General features: G+C 69.3%; 15 protein-coding genes. 8 read left to right on the top strand and 7 right to left on the bottom strand.

All coding sequences use genetic code 11. The annotated features are described in order from the left end of the window. The first annotated feature begins 22 nt into the window (after window positions 1-22). Entirely contained in the window at window positions 23-2,584 is a 2,562-nt protein-coding gene (gene pepN / locus F4560_RS39435) for an aminopeptidase N (RefSeq protein WP_184928127.1), read from the top strand. A 79-nt stretch (window positions 2,585-2,663) separates the two neighbouring features. On the opposite strand, the gene F4560_RS39430 is transcribed toward pepN, so the two are convergent. Beyond that, window positions 2,664-3,515, bottom strand: coding sequence for a helix-turn-helix domain-containing protein (locus tag F4560_RS39430; protein WP_184928126.1), 852 nt, complete (start codon window positions 3,513-3,515; stop codon window positions 2,664-2,666). Window positions 3,516-3,715: 200 nt separating this feature from the next. Here F4560_RS39430 and F4560_RS39425 point away from each other — a divergent pair, with 200 nt between their 5' ends. Both F4560_RS39425 and F4560_RS39420 read left to right on the top strand, forming a co-directional pair. Continuing rightward, window positions 3,716-4,558 (top strand): helix-turn-helix domain-containing protein, encoded by an 843-nt coding sequence (locus F4560_RS39425; RefSeq protein ID WP_184928125.1) that lies wholly within the window; start codon window positions 3,716-3,718, stop codon window positions 4,556-4,558. Beyond that, complete coding sequence (locus tag F4560_RS39420; protein WP_184928124.1) at window positions 4,555-4,716, top strand: DUF397 domain-containing protein; 162 nt, start codon at window positions 4,555-4,557, stop codon at window positions 4,714-4,716. Before F4560_RS39425 ends, F4560_RS39420 begins: the two co-directional genes overlap by 4 nt. 59 nt (window positions 4,717-4,775) lie before the next feature. Here F4560_RS39420 and F4560_RS39415 read toward each other — a convergent pair whose 3' ends face one another. Together F4560_RS39415 and ctaJ are read right to left on the bottom strand one after the other, a co-directional pair. Continuing rightward, window positions 4,776-5,261, bottom strand: coding sequence for a DUF5130 family protein (locus F4560_RS39415; RefSeq protein ID WP_184928123.1), 486 nt, complete (start codon window positions 5,259-5,261; stop codon window positions 4,776-4,778). Then, the gene (gene ctaJ, locus F4560_RS39410) at window positions 5,248-5,493 is read right to left on the bottom strand and encodes an aa3-type cytochrome oxidase subunit CtaJ (RefSeq protein WP_184928122.1); all 246 of its coding nucleotides are present in this window, start codon (window positions 5,491-5,493) and stop codon (window positions 5,248-5,250) included. Before ctaJ ends, F4560_RS39415 begins: the two co-directional genes overlap by 14 nt. Window positions 5,494-5,977: 484 nt before the next feature. On the opposite strand from ctaJ, the gene F4560_RS39405 reads away from it, so the two are divergent. Continuing rightward, complete coding sequence (locus tag F4560_RS39405) at window positions 5,978-6,505, top strand: hypothetical protein (RefSeq protein ID WP_184928121.1); 528 nt, start codon at window positions 5,978-5,980, stop codon at window positions 6,503-6,505. A 12-nt stretch (window positions 6,506-6,517) separates the two neighbouring features. On the opposite strand, the gene F4560_RS39400 is transcribed toward F4560_RS39405, so the two are convergent. After that, window positions 6,518-7,183 carry an HNH endonuclease gene (locus F4560_RS39400; RefSeq protein ID WP_184928120.1) on the bottom strand — a complete coding sequence of 222 codons (666 nt, stop codon included), beginning with the start codon at window positions 7,181-7,183 and terminating at the stop codon, window positions 6,518-6,520. 153 nt (window positions 7,184-7,336) lie between these two features. Here F4560_RS39400 and F4560_RS39395 point away from each other — a divergent pair, with 153 nt between their 5' ends. From F4560_RS39395 to F4560_RS39380, 4 genes are all read left to right on the top strand, one after another. Further along, the gene (locus F4560_RS39395) at window positions 7,337-9,430 is read left to right on the top strand and encodes a prolyl oligopeptidase family serine peptidase (protein ID WP_312869750.1); all 2,094 of its coding nucleotides are present in this window, start codon (window positions 7,337-7,339) and stop codon (window positions 9,428-9,430) included. Window positions 9,431-9,446: 16 nt separating this feature from the next. Then, complete coding sequence (locus F4560_RS39390; RefSeq protein WP_184928118.1) at window positions 9,447-10,331, top strand: mechanosensitive ion channel family protein; 885 nt, start codon at window positions 9,447-9,449, stop codon at window positions 10,329-10,331. An 81-nt stretch (window positions 10,332-10,412) separates the two neighbouring features. Beyond that, window positions 10,413-10,799, top strand: coding sequence for a globin (locus F4560_RS39385; protein ID WP_184928117.1), 387 nt, complete (start codon window positions 10,413-10,415; stop codon window positions 10,797-10,799). Between the two features lie 57 nt (window positions 10,800-10,856). After that, window positions 10,857-12,452 carry a glycoside hydrolase family 13 protein gene (locus F4560_RS39380; RefSeq protein ID WP_184928116.1) on the top strand — a complete coding sequence of 532 codons (1,596 nt, stop codon included), beginning with the start codon at window positions 10,857-10,859 and terminating at the stop codon, window positions 12,450-12,452. Window positions 12,453-12,495: 43 nt separating this feature from the next. Here the strand turns inward: F4560_RS39380 and F4560_RS39375 are convergent, their stop codons facing one another. The 3 genes from F4560_RS39375 to F4560_RS39365 form a co-directional block, all read right to left on the bottom strand. Further along, the gene (locus tag F4560_RS39375) at window positions 12,496-12,936 is read right to left on the bottom strand and encodes an NlpC/P60 family protein (protein WP_184928115.1); all 441 of its coding nucleotides are present in this window, start codon (window positions 12,934-12,936) and stop codon (window positions 12,496-12,498) included. 66 nt (window positions 12,937-13,002) lie between these two features. Then, entirely contained in the window at window positions 13,003-14,406 is a 1,404-nt protein-coding gene (locus F4560_RS39370; protein WP_184928114.1) for a CHAP domain-containing protein, read from the bottom strand. Between the two features lie 50 nt (window positions 14,407-14,456). Continuing rightward, window positions 14,457-15,923: a glycoside hydrolase family 19 protein gene (locus F4560_RS39365; RefSeq protein ID WP_184928113.1), complete on the bottom strand. Its 1,467-nt coding sequence runs from the start codon at window positions 15,921-15,923 to the stop codon at window positions 14,457-14,459. Window positions 15,924-16,014: the final 91 nt, after the last annotated feature.

The raw sequence follows: 16,014 nt of genomic DNA, 5'->3' as shown, positions 1-16,014 counted from the left end.
GCGCCGGCAGACGAGGTGACCAGTGGCGGCACCCAACCTCACCCGCGACCAGGCCCAGCAGAGGGCCGCGTTGCTGGAAGTCGACTCCTATCGGATCGAGCTGGACCTGACCGACGGTGGCGGCAAGCCCGGCTCGGACACGTTCCGCTCGACCACGACGGTTGCCTTCCGCAGCCGCACGCCCGGCGCGTCCTCGTGGGTCGACATCGTGGCCGCCAACGTGCACCGCGCCGTGCTCAACGGGCACGAGCTGGACGTCTCCGAGTACCGCGAGGAAGACGGCGTCCACCTGCCCGACCTGGCCGAGGTCAACGAGCTGACGGTCGAGGCCGACTGCCGGTACATGAACACCGGCGAGGGCCTGCACCGGTTCGTCGACCCGGTCGACGGCGAGGTCTACCTGTACTCGCAGTTCGAGACGGCGGACGCCAAGCGCATGTTCGCCTGCTTCGACCAGCCTGACCTCAAGTCCGTCTACCACCTGACGGTGACCGCGCCGCACCACTGGAAGGTCGTCTCCAACTCGGCGATCGAGTCCACTGTGGACGGTTCCGGTGGCGCCGACAAGCACGTCTTCGGCACCACGAAGCCCATGTCGACCTACTTGGTCGCGCTGGTCGCGGGCCCGTACGCGGAGTGGCGCGACGAGTTCACCGACGGTGAGACGACGATTCCGCTGGGCATCTACTGCCGCGCGTCGCTCGCGCCGCACATGGACCACGAGCGGCTCTTCACCGAGACCAAGCAGGGCTTCGGCTTCTACCACCGCGCGTTCGGGGTGAAGTACCCGTTCGGCAAGTACGACCAGTGCTTCGTGCCCGAGTTCAACGCGGGCGCGATGGAGAACGCGGGCTGCGTCACGTTCCTGGAGGACTACGTCTTCCGCAGCCGCGTCACCCGCTACCTGTACGAGCGCCGCGCCGAGACCGTGCTGCACGAGATGGCGCACATGTGGTTCGGCGACCTGGTGACCATGCGCTGGTGGGACGACCTGTGGCTGAACGAGTCGTTCGCCACCTGGGCGTCGGTGCTGGCGCAGGCCGAGGCGACCGAGTACCGGCAGGCGTGGACGACGTTCGCCAAGATCGAGAAGTCGTGGGCGTACCGGCAGGACCAGCTGCCGTCCACGCACCCCGTGGCCGCGGACATCCCGGACCTCCAGGCGGTCGAGGTCAACTTCGACGGCATCACGTACGCCAAGGGCGCCAGCGTCCTCAAGCAGCTGGTGTCGTACGTGGGCCTGGACAACTTCCTGGCCGGGCTGCGGGTGTACTTCGGCAAGCACGCCTGGGGCAACGCGACCCTGGCGGACCTGCTCAACGCGCTGGAGGAGGCGTCCGGCCGCGACCTGTCGTGGTGGAGCGCGCAGTGGCTGGAGACCACCGGCCTGAACCTGTTGCGCCCCAAGTACTCCGTCGACGCGGAGGGCCGGTTCACCGACTTCGCCGTGCTCCAGGGCGGCGCGCGTCCCGGTGCGGGCGAGCTGCGCACGCACCGGCTGGCGATCGGCGTGTACGACTCGGACGCGGACGGCAAGCTCGTGCGGACGCACCGCGTCGAGCTGGACGTGTCCGGTGAGCGCACCGAGGTGCCCGAGCTGGTCGGCGTGCCGCGGGGCAAGCTCGTGCTGGTCAACGACGACGACCTCACGTACTGCACGATGCGGTTGGACCCGGATTCGCTGGCGTCGCTGATCGACCACATCGCCGACATCGCCGAGCCGTTGCCACGCACGCTGTGCTGGTCGGCGGCGTGGGAGATGACGCGTGAGGCGGAGCTGAAGGCCCGCGACTTCGTGAACCTGGTGCTGGGCGGGCTGGGCACGGAGACCGAGGTCGGCGTGGTGCAGCGGCTGCTGTTGCAGGCGCAGACGGCGCTGTCGTCGTACGCGGACACGTCGTGGCGGGACGAGGGCTGGCGCAAGTTCACCAGCCGGGTGCTGGCGCTGTCGCTCGCGGCCGAGCCCGGTTCGGACCACCAGCTGGCGTTCGTGAACGCGCTGGCCGGGTCGGTGCTGGACGAGCCGACGCTGGGCGTGGTGCGGGGTTGGCTGGACGGCACGGACGTGCTCGCGGGCTTGGACGTCGACACCGACCTGCGGTGGCGGCTGCTGCAAGCACTGGTCGCGCACGGCGCCGCGTCGCTGGAGGAGATCGCCGCCGAAGAGGAGCGCGACCCGACCGCGACCGGGCGGCGCAAGGCCGAGTCGGCACGGGCGTCGCGGCCGACGATCGAGGCCAAGACCGAGGCGTGGGACCGGGCGGTGAACGACGACGAGCTGCCGAACGCGGTGTCAGAGGCGATCATCGCCGGCGTCCAGCACCCCGGCCAGAAGGCGCTGCTGGAGCCGTTCGTGGCGCGGTACTTCGCCGACGTGGCGGACGTGTGGGAGCGGCGGTCGAGTGAACGGGCGCAGTCCATGGTCGTCGGCCTGTTCCCGTCGTGGTCGATCTCCAAGGACACCGTGACGGCGGCCGACCAGTGGCTGGCCGAGGAACGCCCGCCCTCCCTGCGGCGACTGGTGTCCGAGGGCCGTGCGGGCATCGTGCGTGCCCTGGCAGCCCAGGAGTTCGACCGGTCCTGAGCCGTCGTTGGAGTTGGACGTGGTGGTGCCGCACGGTGCCACCACGTCACTCCACAGCGGCCTGCGGTGTGATCCCTCCTCAGGAACGGGTGTCGCGGTCGTAGGCGTCGGCCCAGCGGGTGAGCACGTCGCGGGACTGGGCCGGGGTCAGGACCAGGCGTTCCAGGTGGCGGATCTTGGTCTGGTACGCGCTGATGGCGTCCGGGGCGTCGTGGAAGACGGTGGCCGTGTCGGTCTCGGTGTAGGCCAACGGCTTGACGGGCGTGGCGAAGGTCATCAGTGTCGCCGGGTGGCGCAGGGCGACGTGGGACGGCGCGGTCATCGGGATGACGCGCAAGGAGATGTGCGGCCACCCGCCCATCAGCGCCAGGCGCAGCAACTGGTCGCGCATCACCTTCGGGTCGCCGACGACCAGGCGCAACGAGGCCTCGTGGAGGTAGATCACCATCTCCGGGCCGTCCGTGCGGCGCAGCACCTCCTGACGTGACATGCGGGCCTGGGTGAGGGTCCGGTTCCTGGTCAGCGCGTACGCGTAGTCCTCGGTCTGGGCCACGCTCGGCACCGTCAACGGCTCGTACACGGTGACGGTGCGGGCCGTGTGCTCGTGCACGGACAGCGCAGTCAACGTGTCCGGCGACGAGTCGTGCAGCCGCAGGAAACTGCCTGTGTCGGCTTCACTCGCAATGGCCAGGACCCGGTCACGAGTCGGCTTGTCCGCGCCGCAACGACCGAGCAGCGTGCCGATTTCACACGGGCTCGTGCCCCGAGTTCCGGTTTCGAGTTTCGACAGTTTCCCCAGTGACCACCCCAGCGCCTCGGCGACGAACCCGGACGACATCCGGGACCGGTGCCGGACGCGGCGCAATTCCTCCCCCAATTCCCGACTGCGGGCAGTGCTCAGCCGGGCAGGCGGCCTTTCTTCGGACTCCATGACTCCCCTTGTTGCGAGACGCGGCGGGAGGTGGGCGCTGCGCAGTCCTCGCGCGCTCCACCACCCGCCGCGCATGTCCGACCAGCGTGCGGACCGGCCGGTAGCTGTGTTGCACAACAGCGTGTCCGGCGGAGAACAGTCGGTCAATACCGCTTTCGGGCGAGAGACTGGACCACCGGTCCCGCTTTAAGCTGCGCATCATGAAACGCAATACCTCTAAATCCATGGTTTTGGGCGCGCTCCTGCGCAACGTCCGCGAGGAGAATAACCTCAGTCAACGCGCGCTTGGCCGGAAGATCGGTGTAATCCATTCGCTGCTCTCACGCAACGAAAGCGGACAACGCGTGCCGACACTCGCCGAAGTCATCCGCATCCTCGACCCGCTCACCATCACCGATCGTGTACGGAAAGAAATCCTCGCGCTGGCCGAGGACCCCACCGGATCGCCCTTGGACGTGATCGAACTGCCGGAGCGCCGCAGGCAGATCGCCGCACTGGTGGAGGTCGAACAGATGGCCAAGGAGGTGGTGACGTGGTCGCCGCTCATCATCCCCGGCCTGCTCCAGGTCAGCTCCTACAGCCGCGCGATCATGGAAGCCGGGCGCGTCCCCGACGAGGAGATCGCCACTCGCGTCGCGGTCCGGATGGGACGACGGGACATCCTCACGCGCCGCAACCCCGTCCGCTACACCGCACTGATCGGCGAGGGCGTGCTGAGCCAGACGGTCGGCGGCCCAGAGGTCAGGGCCGAGCAGTTCGACCACCTCTTGATGATGAGCGCCCACGAGAACGTCGATCTCCGGATCGTGCCCCACGCCACCGGCTGGCACGCCGGGCTCAGCGGCGCATTCCAGCTGATCAAGTGCGGTGGAACCTCGTTCGTGCACTTGGAGAACCAGGTCAGTGCCGTCGTCGTGCAGGAGCCCGTGGCGGTAGCCGGCTTCGAAGAGTCCGTGCCAGAGTTGCTGGACGTCGCGATGACCCCGGGACAGTCCTTCGAGGTCATCGCGAAGGAGGTGCAGCGGACGACAGGAGTCGCATGACGGTGCGGTGGAAGAAGTCCAGCAGAAGCTTAAGCAGCGATTGCGTCGAAGTGGCGAACCACCTGGGCGCGCTGCGCGACAGCAAGAACCCCGAGGCGGCGCTGGAAGTCAGCCCGGCGCGGTTGAGGGCGTTCGTGGACGCGCTCAAGACCAGGTGAACGCAAGGGCCCCGGCTCAGCGCCGGGGCCCTTGCTCCGTCAGGCTTGCTTCGTCAGGCTCAGCGCTGTTTGGGCGCGCTACCCGCCTGGTCGGTCAACATCCGCAGGCCGCTCAACAGACCGCCGGAGAGGTCGCCCTCCTTGAAGGACGCGACCATGCTCATCACGGCGAGCTTGGCGCCGCGATCCGAGATGCGGCGGTGGGACTCGTCGCCCGTCACCACCTCGACCACGCGCTCACCCGGCGACACCGCGATCAGCACGGCGTGGGACGGGCGCGGGGTGCTCGCGTGCAGCTCCTCGGCCTTCGCCCGGAAGTCGGAGCCCAGTTCGCCGAGGTACACGCTGTAGTCCAGTCCGGTGGTCCGGCTGGCCAGCGTCACCGCCTCGTCCAGGCTCGCCAGCTGAACCGGCGTGAACGGCAGGTCCGGCGCGTGCGGCTCGTACATCTTGGCGGCGGAAACCCGGCCGCTGTTGGTGACGACCGCGCCGACCTCCAGGGTCGACGGGTCCACGTCCGCCCTCGTCAGCTCACCAGTTGCCACGGGCACCTCCCTTGGCGGTACGGCCCTCGGCCGGGGTAGCGGCGGCCTGGTGCGCGCCGCCGGTCAGCCCGGCGGGGTTCGCACTCCACCAGACGGGGGCGTAGTTCCATTCCTGGCCCGGGCGGTACCGCTGGATGCGGGTGGCCTTCGGCCTCAGCGTCAGTAGCGTGATCACGCCGTAGATGGCCAGCGGGATCAGCGCGAAGACGAGCATGGTCTCCACGATGGTCACGCCGGTTACGGTAACCGATCGTCCTGGTCACGTGAGGGCGAGGGCACCTGTTTTCGCACCGGCACGGGCTCGCCGGGGTGCGCGACACCGTCCGACGGGACGCTCTATCTGTGAACGCGGACGCCGCGGAGCCCGTGGTGATCCCGTGTTCGGCGGTGACCGCATGATGGGACGAGGGTGCCGGGCGCGACACCGGGTCGGCCACCGGCACGATCCCCGTCACCCGACATGGTCGATGTGATCTCCACGACCCCTACCTGCGCCAATGTCACCCTCGGTGTCCATTGGTGCCGGATGCACTAGATCCACCGCTCGATCGTCGCAGTGCGTACACCCGGACGGCCTTCCCCCATACGGAGGCGTATGGCGGCCGGTTTGGCGTCTTGTACTGGGCCCACTCGGCTTCTAGCTTTTCACCTGTACGGGTCTTGCGCATCCGATTCCGGATACCAATTCCCGCCCGATGAGTCTCGGAGGACACGACATGTACACCGTGAACCTTGCTCTGGTCGCCGCCCTCACTCTTTCGTCGTACGCCCAACTGGAGCAGAGCGTTACGACCGATCAGCGCCCCGCCGTCCTGGCCGGGTCGGTGCGCATCACCTCCGGGGACTCCGTCCGGATCACCTCTGACGACTCCGTCCGCATCACGTCCGCGTCGACGCAAGGCTCGGTCCGCATCACTTCCTACGACTACGACTCGGTCCGGATCACCGCCGCCGACCCGGCTTCGGTGCGCATCACGGGTTCGGTGCGCATCACGGGCTCGGTCAGGATCACGGGCTCCGTGCGCATCACCGGCGCGGACAACGACTCCGTGCGCATCACGGGCGACGACAGCGACTCGGTGCGCATCACCGGCGGCGAGACCGACTCGGTGCGCATCACCGGCGACGAGACCGACTCGGTCAGGATCACGGGCGACGACACGGACTCGGTGCGGATCACCGGGACCGACCCGGGCTCCGTGCGCATCACTTCGGACCGCGAGGGCTTCACCCAGGCGGCGTGACGGACGGAACGCCTAGGCCGCGGGCTCGCCCAGGTAGGGCAGCCACAGCGGGTCGGCTTCGGTGACGCCGGCCAGCAGCCGCCAGTGCGGCCCGCGGGGGGCGTTCGGGACCACGCGCAGGCGCCAGCCGAGCTCCGAGAGGAGCTTGTCGGCCTTGCGGTGGTTGCACTTGGCGCAACAGGCCACGCAGTTCTGCCACGAGTGGGGACCACCCCGGCTGCGCGGCACGACGTGGTCGATCGTCTCGGCGCGCCCGCCGCAGTACGCGCAGCGGTACCGGTCGCGGTGCATCAACCCGGCCCGGGTGAGCGGGACCCGACCGCGGTAGGGCACCCGCACGTAGTTGGCCAGCCGGATCACCGACGGCACGACGACCTCGGACGTCGAGGAGTGGACGACAGCCCCGTGGGGGTCGCCGTGCACCACCTCGGCCTTCCCGCACACGACGAGGACCACCGCGCGCCGCAACGGCAGCGCGGTGAGCGGTTCGAACGTGGCGTTGAGCAGCAGGACCTTGCGTCTACCCCAAGGCAACACCACGGGCGCCTGACCGGCTCCCTCGCCGTCGACCACAGCGTGCACGGACGTGACCGCGAGCTGTTTTTGGCCGAACGGTGCCGACGACGCGTTCCCGGCGTTCACCAGGGCGCCGATCGGGGTGGGTTGTCGGTCTGGCACGCGACCACCTCCACCGGTTCAGCAATAGCAGACCACAGATCGACCCCAAAAATCACCTGTGATATGCGACGTGTCACGGACCCGAGATCGAAACTCCGGGTGAACACACCCCTATCGAAGATGGTTTTCATCAGGGCCGCTACGCTCCCGGAGGTGACTGAGGCCTCCCCCGCAGCGCTGCCTGCGACGATCACCTATCCCGCCGCGGCACGGCTCGACCTCGTCGAGGACCTGCACGGACACGCCGTAGCTGATCCATACCGCTGGCTGGAAGACGCCACCGACCCCCGCACCGCCGACTGGTCCGCCGAGCAGGACGGGCTGGCGAGGTCGTGGCTGGACGCCATGCCCGGACGTGCCGCGCTGGGCGCCCGGCTCGCCGAGCTGATGCGGACCGGGTCCGTCGGCACGCCGGTGTGGCGGGCCGGGCGGTCGTTCTACACCCGGCGTGGGCCGGACCAGGACCACCCCGTGCTGTACGTGCGGGTGGACGGTGTGGAGCGGGTGCTGCTGGACGTGTCGACGGTCGACCCGACCGGGCGGACCACCTTGGACCGGTGGTCGCCCTCCCTCGAAGGTACGCGCCTCGCGTACCAGCTCTCCGTGGGCGGAGACGAGCACTCGCTGCTCCACGTCGTGGACGTCGACTCCGGGGAGTTGCTGGACGGGCCGGTCGACCGGTGCCGGTACTCGCCGGTGGCCTGGCTGCCGGGCGGGGAGGAGTTCTTCTACGTCCGCCGGGTCGACCCGGCGCTGGTGCCCGAGGACGAGCGGCAGTTCCACCGGCGGGTGTGGCGGCACCGGGTCGGGACGCCGGCGTCGGGCGACGTGAACGTGCACGGTGACGGGCTCGACCACACCTACTACTACGGGGTGTCCCTGTCCGAGGACGGTCGGTGGCTGCTGGTGAACGGTGTGCCGGGCACCGTGCGACGGGACTCGGTGTGGATCGCCGACCTGCACGGATCCGGCGAGTTGAAGCCGGTGGTCGCGGACGACGACGGCGTGCAGTGCGCGGCGTGGATCGCGCCGGACGGGCGGCTCTACCTGCGGACCAGCCTGGACGCGCCGCGGTTCCGACTGTGCGTGGCCGACCCGGAGACGCCCACCGAGTGGACCGAGCTGGTGCCGGAGCAGCCGGATTCGGTGCTGGACGCGGTGACGTGGCTGGACGGGACGCTCGTCCTGCTGCGGACGCGGCACGCGGTGTCGGAACTGCACCTGCACTCCCCCGGAACCGGCGCGCACCTGCGGGAGGTGCCGCTGCCGGGGACGGGGTCGGTGCACGGGTTGTCCACAGTCGACGCGCGCACGGTTGCGGACCGGGACGTGCTGTGGTTCGGGTGGTCCGACTTCACAACGCCCATGTCAGTGCACCGGTACTCGCTCACCGAGGGTCGGACGGAGCTGGCCGAGGCGGCGCCCGGAACGGTCGTCCTGCCGGAGGTGTCCACACAACAGCTCTCGTACACGTCGTCCGACGGGACGGTCGTGCGAATGTTCGTGGTGTCCGGGGCACAACACCCGGATCTGCCCCGGCCGACGTTGCTCACCGGGTACGGCGGGTTCGCGGTCGGGCGCGGGCCGGGGTACAGCGCGACGACGTTGGCCTGGGTCGAGGCGGGCGGCGTGTGGGCGCACGCGTCGTTGCGGGGCGGTGACGAGGAGGGAGAGGAATGGCACCAGGCCGGGAGGCGTGAGCGGAAGCAGAACGTGTTCGACGACTTCCACTCGGCGGCCGGGAAGTTGATCGGGGACGGGTGGACCACGCCGCAGCAGCTGTCGATCATGGGCGGGTCGAACGGCGGGCTGTTGGTGGGCGCGGCGGTGACGCAGCGACCGGAGCTGTACGCGGCGGCGGTGTGCTCGGCGCCACTGCTGGACATGGTGCGGTACGAGAAGTTCCTGCTCGGGCGACTGTGGGCGGAGGAGTACGGCTCCGCATCGGTGCCGTCAGAGCTGGAATGGCTGCTGGCCTACTCCCCGTACCACCGAGTCCGGCCCGGTGTTGAGTACCCTTCGGTCCTGTTCACGGTCTTCGAGTCGGACAGCCGCGTGGACCCCAACCACGCCCGGAAGATGTGCGCGGCGCTCCAGCACGCGACATCGAGTGATCCGACCAAGCACCCCGTGCTGCTCCGCCGCGAGACCGAGGTGGGGCACGCGGGCCGATCGGTGAGCCGATCGGTCGGCCTGGCCGTGGACCAGTTGACGTTCCTGGCCTGGGCGACCGGCCTCGATTTGTGAGTGGAGGACTGAGCAGGTGAACGTGGAGGCGACCCTCGCCGTCGAGTGGTGGGTGGTCAACGGGCCCAAGATCGCGGAAGGCGGGCTGCGGATCGCGTTGACCGTGATCATCGCGGTGGTGATCCGGTTCCTGCTCCGCCGGCTGATCGACCGGATGACCCGCGGCAACGGCGGTCGGAAGCCGAAGCTGCTCAAGCCGCTGCGGGAACGTGCCCCGCAGGCCTTGGGCGCGCTGGTCTCCGAGCGGCGTGAGCAGCGGGCCAAGACCATCGGCTCGGTGCTCAAGTCCTTCGTCACGGTCATCGTGTTCGGGATCGCCTTCATCCAGATCCTCACCGAGGTCGGCATGAACCCCGCGCCGATCCTCACCTCGGCGGGCATCCTGGGCGTGGCCATCGGTTTCGGCGCGCAGAACCTGGTCAAGGACTTCCTGTCCGGCATGTTCATGATGTTGGAGGACCAGTACGGGGTCGGCGACGTGGTCGACCTCGGCCCGGCGACCGGCACGGTCGAGTCGGTGGCGCTGCGGATCACCACGATCCGCGACACCAACGGCACCGTCTGGTACGTCCGCAACGGCGAGATCCTGCGGGTGGGCAACTCCTCGCAGGGGTTCGCGGTGGCGGTGGTCGACCTGCCCCTCGGCTACGGGGCGAACCTGTCCTCGGCCGCCGAGGTGCTGTCCAAGGCCGTGGTCGCGGCGACGGACGAGGAGTCCATGGCCAAGGACGTCATCGACAAGCCGCAGGTGCTCGGTGTGGAGAAGGTCACGCCGGAGGGCATCACCATGCGGGTCACGGTGAAGGTGCGGCCGGGCAGGCAGTGGGCGGTCCAGCGGGCGCTGAGAGCGAAGCTGATGCCCGCGCTGGAAGAGGCGGGCATCTCGCTGAAGTCGTCCTAGACGTGTCCCGGACCTGGCCGGCCCCTTGCCCTAGGCCCCTGCGCGTGGGCTTCCGGTTCGGGGCTGAGGCAGGATGGAGGGGTGACCACTCCTCCGGAGAACTTCTACGAAGCAGTGGGCGGGTACGAGACGTTCCACAAGATCGTCGCGCGCTTCTACGAGGAAGTGGCCCACGATCCCGTCCTGCGTCCGCTGTACCCAGAAGAGGACCTCGGCCCCGCCGAGGAGCGTTTCCGACTGTTCCTCATGCAGTACTGGGGCGGGCCGCACACGTACTCGGACACCCGGGGTCATCCTCGGTTGCGGATGCGCCACGCTCCGTTCGTGATCGGTCCCATTGAACGGGACGCGTGGCTGCGGTGCGCGAAGGTGGGGGTCGACTCCGTTGATCTCTCTCCGGAGCACCGTGCGCAGCTCTGGGCCTATCTGGAGATGGCCGCCAACAGCATGATGAATGCCTGGGCGTGATTCTTGATCACACGAACGTGGCCTCGGTGTCCGTCACGAATGGCAGGATGACGTCTCGTGCGACGATCCTCCGATCTACAACCAGAGATCGCCGACGAGTCCGCCTGGTGGCGTGACGCCGTCTTCTACCAGATCTACGTCCGGTCCTTCGCCGATTCCAACGGTGACGGCGTGGGCGACCTCGACGGCATCCGCTCCAGGCTCGGCTACCTCGAACTGCTCGGTGTGGACGCCCTGTGGCTCACACCGTTCTTCACATCGCCCATGGCCGACCACGGGTACGACGTGGCCGACCCGCGCGACGTGGACCCGCTGTTCGGCGACCTGGCCGCGTTCGACCGCCTGGTAGCCGAGGCGCACGAGCACAACCTCAAGGTCACCATCGACGTGGTGCCCAACCACACCAGCGACCGGCACGAGTGGTTCCAGGCCGCGTTGCGGGCCGGGCCGGGTTCGGTCGAGCGGAACCGGTACGTGTTCCGGGACGGCGGCGGGTTCGACGGGTCCGTGCCGCCGAACAACTGGCCCAGCCAGTTCGGCGGGCCGGCGTGGACGCGGGTGCCGGACGGGCAGTGGTACCTGCACCTGTTCGCGCCCGAGCAGCCCGACCTGAACTGGGACAACCACGAGGTCGCGGCGGATCTGGCGCACACGTTGCGGTTCTGGATGGACCGCGGGGTGGACGGCTTCCGGATCGACGTGGCGCACGGGATGGCCAAGCCCTACGGGTTGCCGAACATCGACCCGCGGGTCGACCTGGCCGCGCTCGACATGCACGACAACTCACTCGACCCCCGGTTCGACGACGACGGCGTGCACGAGGTGCACCGGTTGATCCGCAAGGTCGTCGACGAGTACCCGGGCCGGATGGCCGTCGGCGAGATCTGGGTCAAGGACGACGAGCGGTTCGCCCGGTACGTGCGCCCCGACGAGCTGCACCTCGGGTTCAACTTCCGGCTGGTCCAGGCGCCGTTCGACGCGGATGGCGTGCGTGCGGCGATCGAGCACTCGCTGGGCGCGGTGCGCGGGCTGGGCACGCCGCCGACCTGGACGTTGTCCAACCACGACGTGCCGCGGCACGTGACGCGGTACGGCGGTGGTGCGGTCGGCGCGCAGCGGGCGCGGGCGTTGACGCTGGTGGAGCTGGCGCTGCCGGGTGTGGTCTACCTGTACAACGGCGAGGAGCTGGGGCTCCCGGACGTGGAGCTGCCGGACTGGGCGTTGCAGGACCCGATCTGGCTGCGTTCAAGGCACACGCTCCGCGGCCGTGACGGCTGCCGCGTGCCGCTGCCCTGGGAGGGCGACACCCCGCCGTTCGGGTTCTCGCAGGCAGCCACCACCTGGCTGCCGCAGCCGAACGAGTGGGCCGGTCTGACGGCGGAGTCGCAGCTGGAAGACCCGGAGTCGATGCTGTCGTTCTACCGACACGCGCTTGAGCTGCGGAAATCGCGCAGCGAGTTCAGCGGTGACGAGCTGGAGTGGTACGGGGCGCCGGCCGGGTGCTTCGCGTTCCGGCGCAAGGGCGGCGGCTTGATCTGCGCGCTGAACACCTCCGGCGGCCCGGTACCGCTGCCGCCCGGTGAGGTGCTGCTGGCCAGCGGCCCCATGGACGGCAACCAACTGCCACCTGACACGGCCGTCTGGCTCGCGTAGCCGACGGAGAGCCGCAGCCCCCGCCGGTGCGGGCTCGAAGGGGTCAGAAGTCCGGTTCGGTGACGTGGTTGAGCCGGTAGGGCCGGTAGCCACGCGGTCCGCCGTCGTAGGGGTAGACGAGCGTGCGGCGGACCGTGCCGAGCCCGGCGCACTGCTCACGCCCCAGGTAGTGCGTGCGCCAGGGGTTCGCCCACGCCTCGAACAACACCACGTGTCGCGACGTCCGATCGCCGACCGGGTCGATCAGCACGTCCGCGGGCAGCAGCTCGTCCTTGCCGATCGGCGTGCTCACCACGACCAGGTCCACCGTGTTGAGCCCGCCGCGCGGCACGTCGGGCAGCCCGAACGCCATCGACACGAACCCGGAGCAGTCGGTGCGGTAGGTGCCGTAGCGGTTGGAGTGGAACGCGTTCTGGCTGTAGGGCACGCACACCCAAGTGGCGGCGCGCTCCAAGACCTCGGTCCTCGTGATGGGGACGACCACAGCGGCTCCCGTCGGACGACCGCTGGGCCCCCGACCGGTGCGGTCGGGGGCCCAGACGGGGTGGGGTCAGTAGCTGGTCACGTCGAACGTGGTCACGCCGTTGCCCACCTCGTGCCACGTGGCGCCGTACAGGCCACCGTCCTTGGCCGCGAGGGTGCCGTCGGTCCGCAGGAACCCAAGGCGGCCCGCCGCGGCGTCGATCTCGATGTCCTTGACGCCCGAGAGCTGGTTGGTCCAACCGGACTGGAGGCTGCCCGCCTTGACCGACGCGAGGCCGTTGGCGAAGACCACGCCGATCCAGTCACCCGACAGCTCGAAGTCGGTCACGCCGTTGGTCTGCTCGAGCCAGTTGGCGCCGTACAGGCCGCCTTCCTTGACCACGACGGTGCCGTCGTTGCGCAGCACCCCGATCCGACCTGCCTGCGCGTCCAGCTCCAAGTGCTTCGCGTTGCCGAGCTGGGTGGTCCACCCCTCGTACAGGTTGCCCTGCTTGACCGACACCGCGCCGGTGGTGGAGACGACGCCGATCCAGTCACCCGACAGCGTCAGCTCGGCGGCGCCGTTGGTCTGCTCGACCCAAGAACCCTGGAGGCCGCCCTCCTTCACGGTGACCGTGCCGTCATTGCGCAGCACGCCGATGCGGCCGGTGCGGGACTCCAGCGCGAAGTCCTTCACGTTGCCGATCTGGGGGACCCACCCCTGGTACATGTCGCCCTGCTTGACGTGCAGGGTTCCGCCGGCGTCGACGATGCCGACCATGTCGCCGTCGAACTTCGCCTGCGCGATGCCGCCGTTGTGCACGGGGATCCACCCGGTGCCGAGCTCGCCCTGCTTGCCGAGGACGGCGCCGCCGCCGCCGAGGATGCCCAGGCGCTTGGTCAGGACCGGGGTGGTGCCGACGCCGGACGGGCTGACGAACGCGGAGATCCGCTGGCCCGCGATGTACTGGCCGACCCGGTTGCCACCGGTGGCGTACCGCACCGCCGAGGTGGTGGGCCCGGAGCCGCCGGAGTTGCCGTTGATCGTGGTCATCGAGGTGGCGGCGACCGAGTCGACGATCGAGACGTGGTCGGCGTAGCCGTTGCCCTGGTAGTTCAGCACCACCGCGTCGCCGATCTGCGGGACGTAGCCCGTGTCGGTGTGCAGGGTGCCCTTGTTGGCCCCGTAGAGGTAGAAGCTGCCCGCGGCCGGGGTGAGGCGGTCGGTGTTGAGGCCCGCCGTCCCCCACACCCAGCGGGCGAAGTCCGCGCACCAGGCGTGGGCCATGCGGCAGGAGTCCATGTAGCCCACCCCACCCGTGCTGTTGGTACTGCACGTCTGCTTGTCGATGTTGGCTCTGGCCAGGTCGCGGATGTCCGTGCGGGCGTCGGCGACGGCGGAGCCTGCGGAGAACAGGGCGAGGACTGGGGCGAGCACGGCGGCGGCGAGGGCGGTCGTCACGGTGCGGCGCGCGGTCGTCTTGATGGACATGGTGGTTCCCTTTCGGTTCGAACGAGGGTTTCGACGGAATTCGAGTGAGGTCAGCGGGTGCAGTCGATGGCGGTTTCGGGGACCGGCAGGCTGCCGCCGTTGAAGTGGGCGAGAGCGCGCTTGTAGGAGGCGCAGCGGTTGTTCGACTCGGTCGGGTCGAGGGCGTACGAGTAGCCGATCGCGCGGCCGACCGCGCCCATGTCGTAGGCGTCCGCGGCGGCGTTGATGTTGCGGGCGACCGTCCAGTACCAACCGGCGACCTTGGCGCTCCACTGGAGCGAGGCGGCGTCGGACGGGTTGTTCAGGAAGTCGTGACCGAGGCTCGCGCCGGCGGACTGGTAGTTGTACTGCCCGGTCAGCTGGATGAAGCCGCGGCCTCGGTAGACCGCGATGTTCCCCGCTTCACCGGCGTTGTAGCGGAAGCCGCTCTCGTGCTTGAGGGTCGCCAGGAACGCGGCCTTGCGGGTCGGGGTGGTGATGCCCTTCTGCGTCATGACCTCGTTCAGGCCGGGCAAGCCCGCCGCGACGGTGTCCGTGGCGTACGCGGAGCCGTAGATGGCGGTGATGTCGTCGATCGTCACGTGGCCCGCCGCGGAAGCGGGCGTGGCCGTGGCCAGGCGCAACTGCTTCACACCGCTGGTCTGCTCGACCCAGGCGCCGTAGACGCCGCCGTCCTTCACGACCGCGGACCCGTTGGCGCGCACCACACCGATGCGGTCGCCGGAGATCTCGATGTCCTCGGCGTCACCGAGCTGGTTCACCCACGCCGAGTAGAGGTTGCCCTCCTTCACCGTCGCCAGCCCGTTGGCCAGCACGACACCGATGAGGCTGCCGGACAGTTCCAGGTCGGTGACGCCGTTGGTCTGCTCGACCCAGTCGGACCAGAGGTTGGACTCCTTCACCGCGACCGTGCCGTCGGTGCGGAGCACGCCGACGCGGTCACCGGACAGCTCCAGGTCGGCGACCCCGCCGATCTGCGGGACCCACCCGGCGCCGAGGCCGCCCTGCTTGACGTTGACCGTGCCGTCGGTGCCGACGATGCCGATGCGGTCAGGCGTGATCTCCACTTCCCGCACGCCGTTGGCCTGCTCGGACCAGCCGGCCTGGAGACCGCCCTCCTTCACCGCGGCCGTGCCGTCGGTGCGGACGATCCCGATGCGGTTCCCGGCGAGGCGGAAGTCCTTGACGTTGTCGGCCTGCTCCGACCAGCCGGTCCAGAGGTTCCCCTCCTTCACCCACAGCTTGCCGCCGGTGTCCAGCACGCCAACGCGATCGCCCGCCACCTCGAACGCGACCACCCCGGTCGACATCTTCTCGACCCAGGACGACAGCAGCGTGCCTTCCTTCACGTGCACGTCACCGGAGTTCGACAGCACCCCGACGCGACTTGACCCCGGTGGCAGCTCGGCCGCTTGGGCAACGGTGGCGTTCCCCGCCGCGCACAGGCCCGCGGTCAGCAAGCCCGCCACGACGGAGGCGGCGGCGCGGGTGGAATTCTTGCCGGTGAAGATCTTCATCTCGGTTCCCCTTCGGTTGGCCCTCCGTGTTGGCACAACCTTGTCGCCGAGTTCTCCGAGAAATCTCAAAGCGCGTTTTCAGGTCGTTTTG

This window comes from Saccharothrix ecbatanensis (assembly GCF_014205015.1).
Taxonomy (GTDB): Bacteria; Actinomycetota; Actinomycetes; order Mycobacteriales; family Pseudonocardiaceae; genus Actinosynnema; species Actinosynnema ecbatanense.
Note: the sequence above shows the minus strand (reverse complement) of the source record. Positions and strands in the feature narration are given on the sequence as shown.

Excerpts from the sequence above, each read along its gene's own strand:
- F4560_RS39430 (WP_184928126.1), bottom strand. The coding sequence starts at position 3,515 with ATGGAGTCCGAAGAAAGGCCGCCTGCCCGGCTGAGCACTGCCCGCAGT.
- F4560_RS39425 (WP_184928125.1), top strand. The coding sequence starts at position 3,716 with ATGAAACGCAATACCTCTAAATCCATGGTTTTGGGCGCGCTCCTGCGC.
- F4560_RS39420 (WP_184928124.1), top strand. The coding sequence starts at position 4,555 with ATGACGGTGCGGTGGAAGAAGTCCAGCAGAAGCTTAAGCAGCGATTGC.
- F4560_RS39405 (WP_184928121.1), top strand. The coding sequence starts at position 5,978 with ATGTACACCGTGAACCTTGCTCTGGTCGCCGCCCTCACTCTTTCGTCG.
- F4560_RS39370 (WP_184928114.1), bottom strand. The coding sequence starts at position 14,406 with ATGTCCATCAAGACGACCGCGCGCCGCACCGTGACGACCGCCCTCGCC.
- F4560_RS39365 (WP_184928113.1), bottom strand. The coding sequence starts at position 15,923 with ATGAAGATCTTCACCGGCAAGAATTCCACCCGCGCCGCCGCCTCCGTC.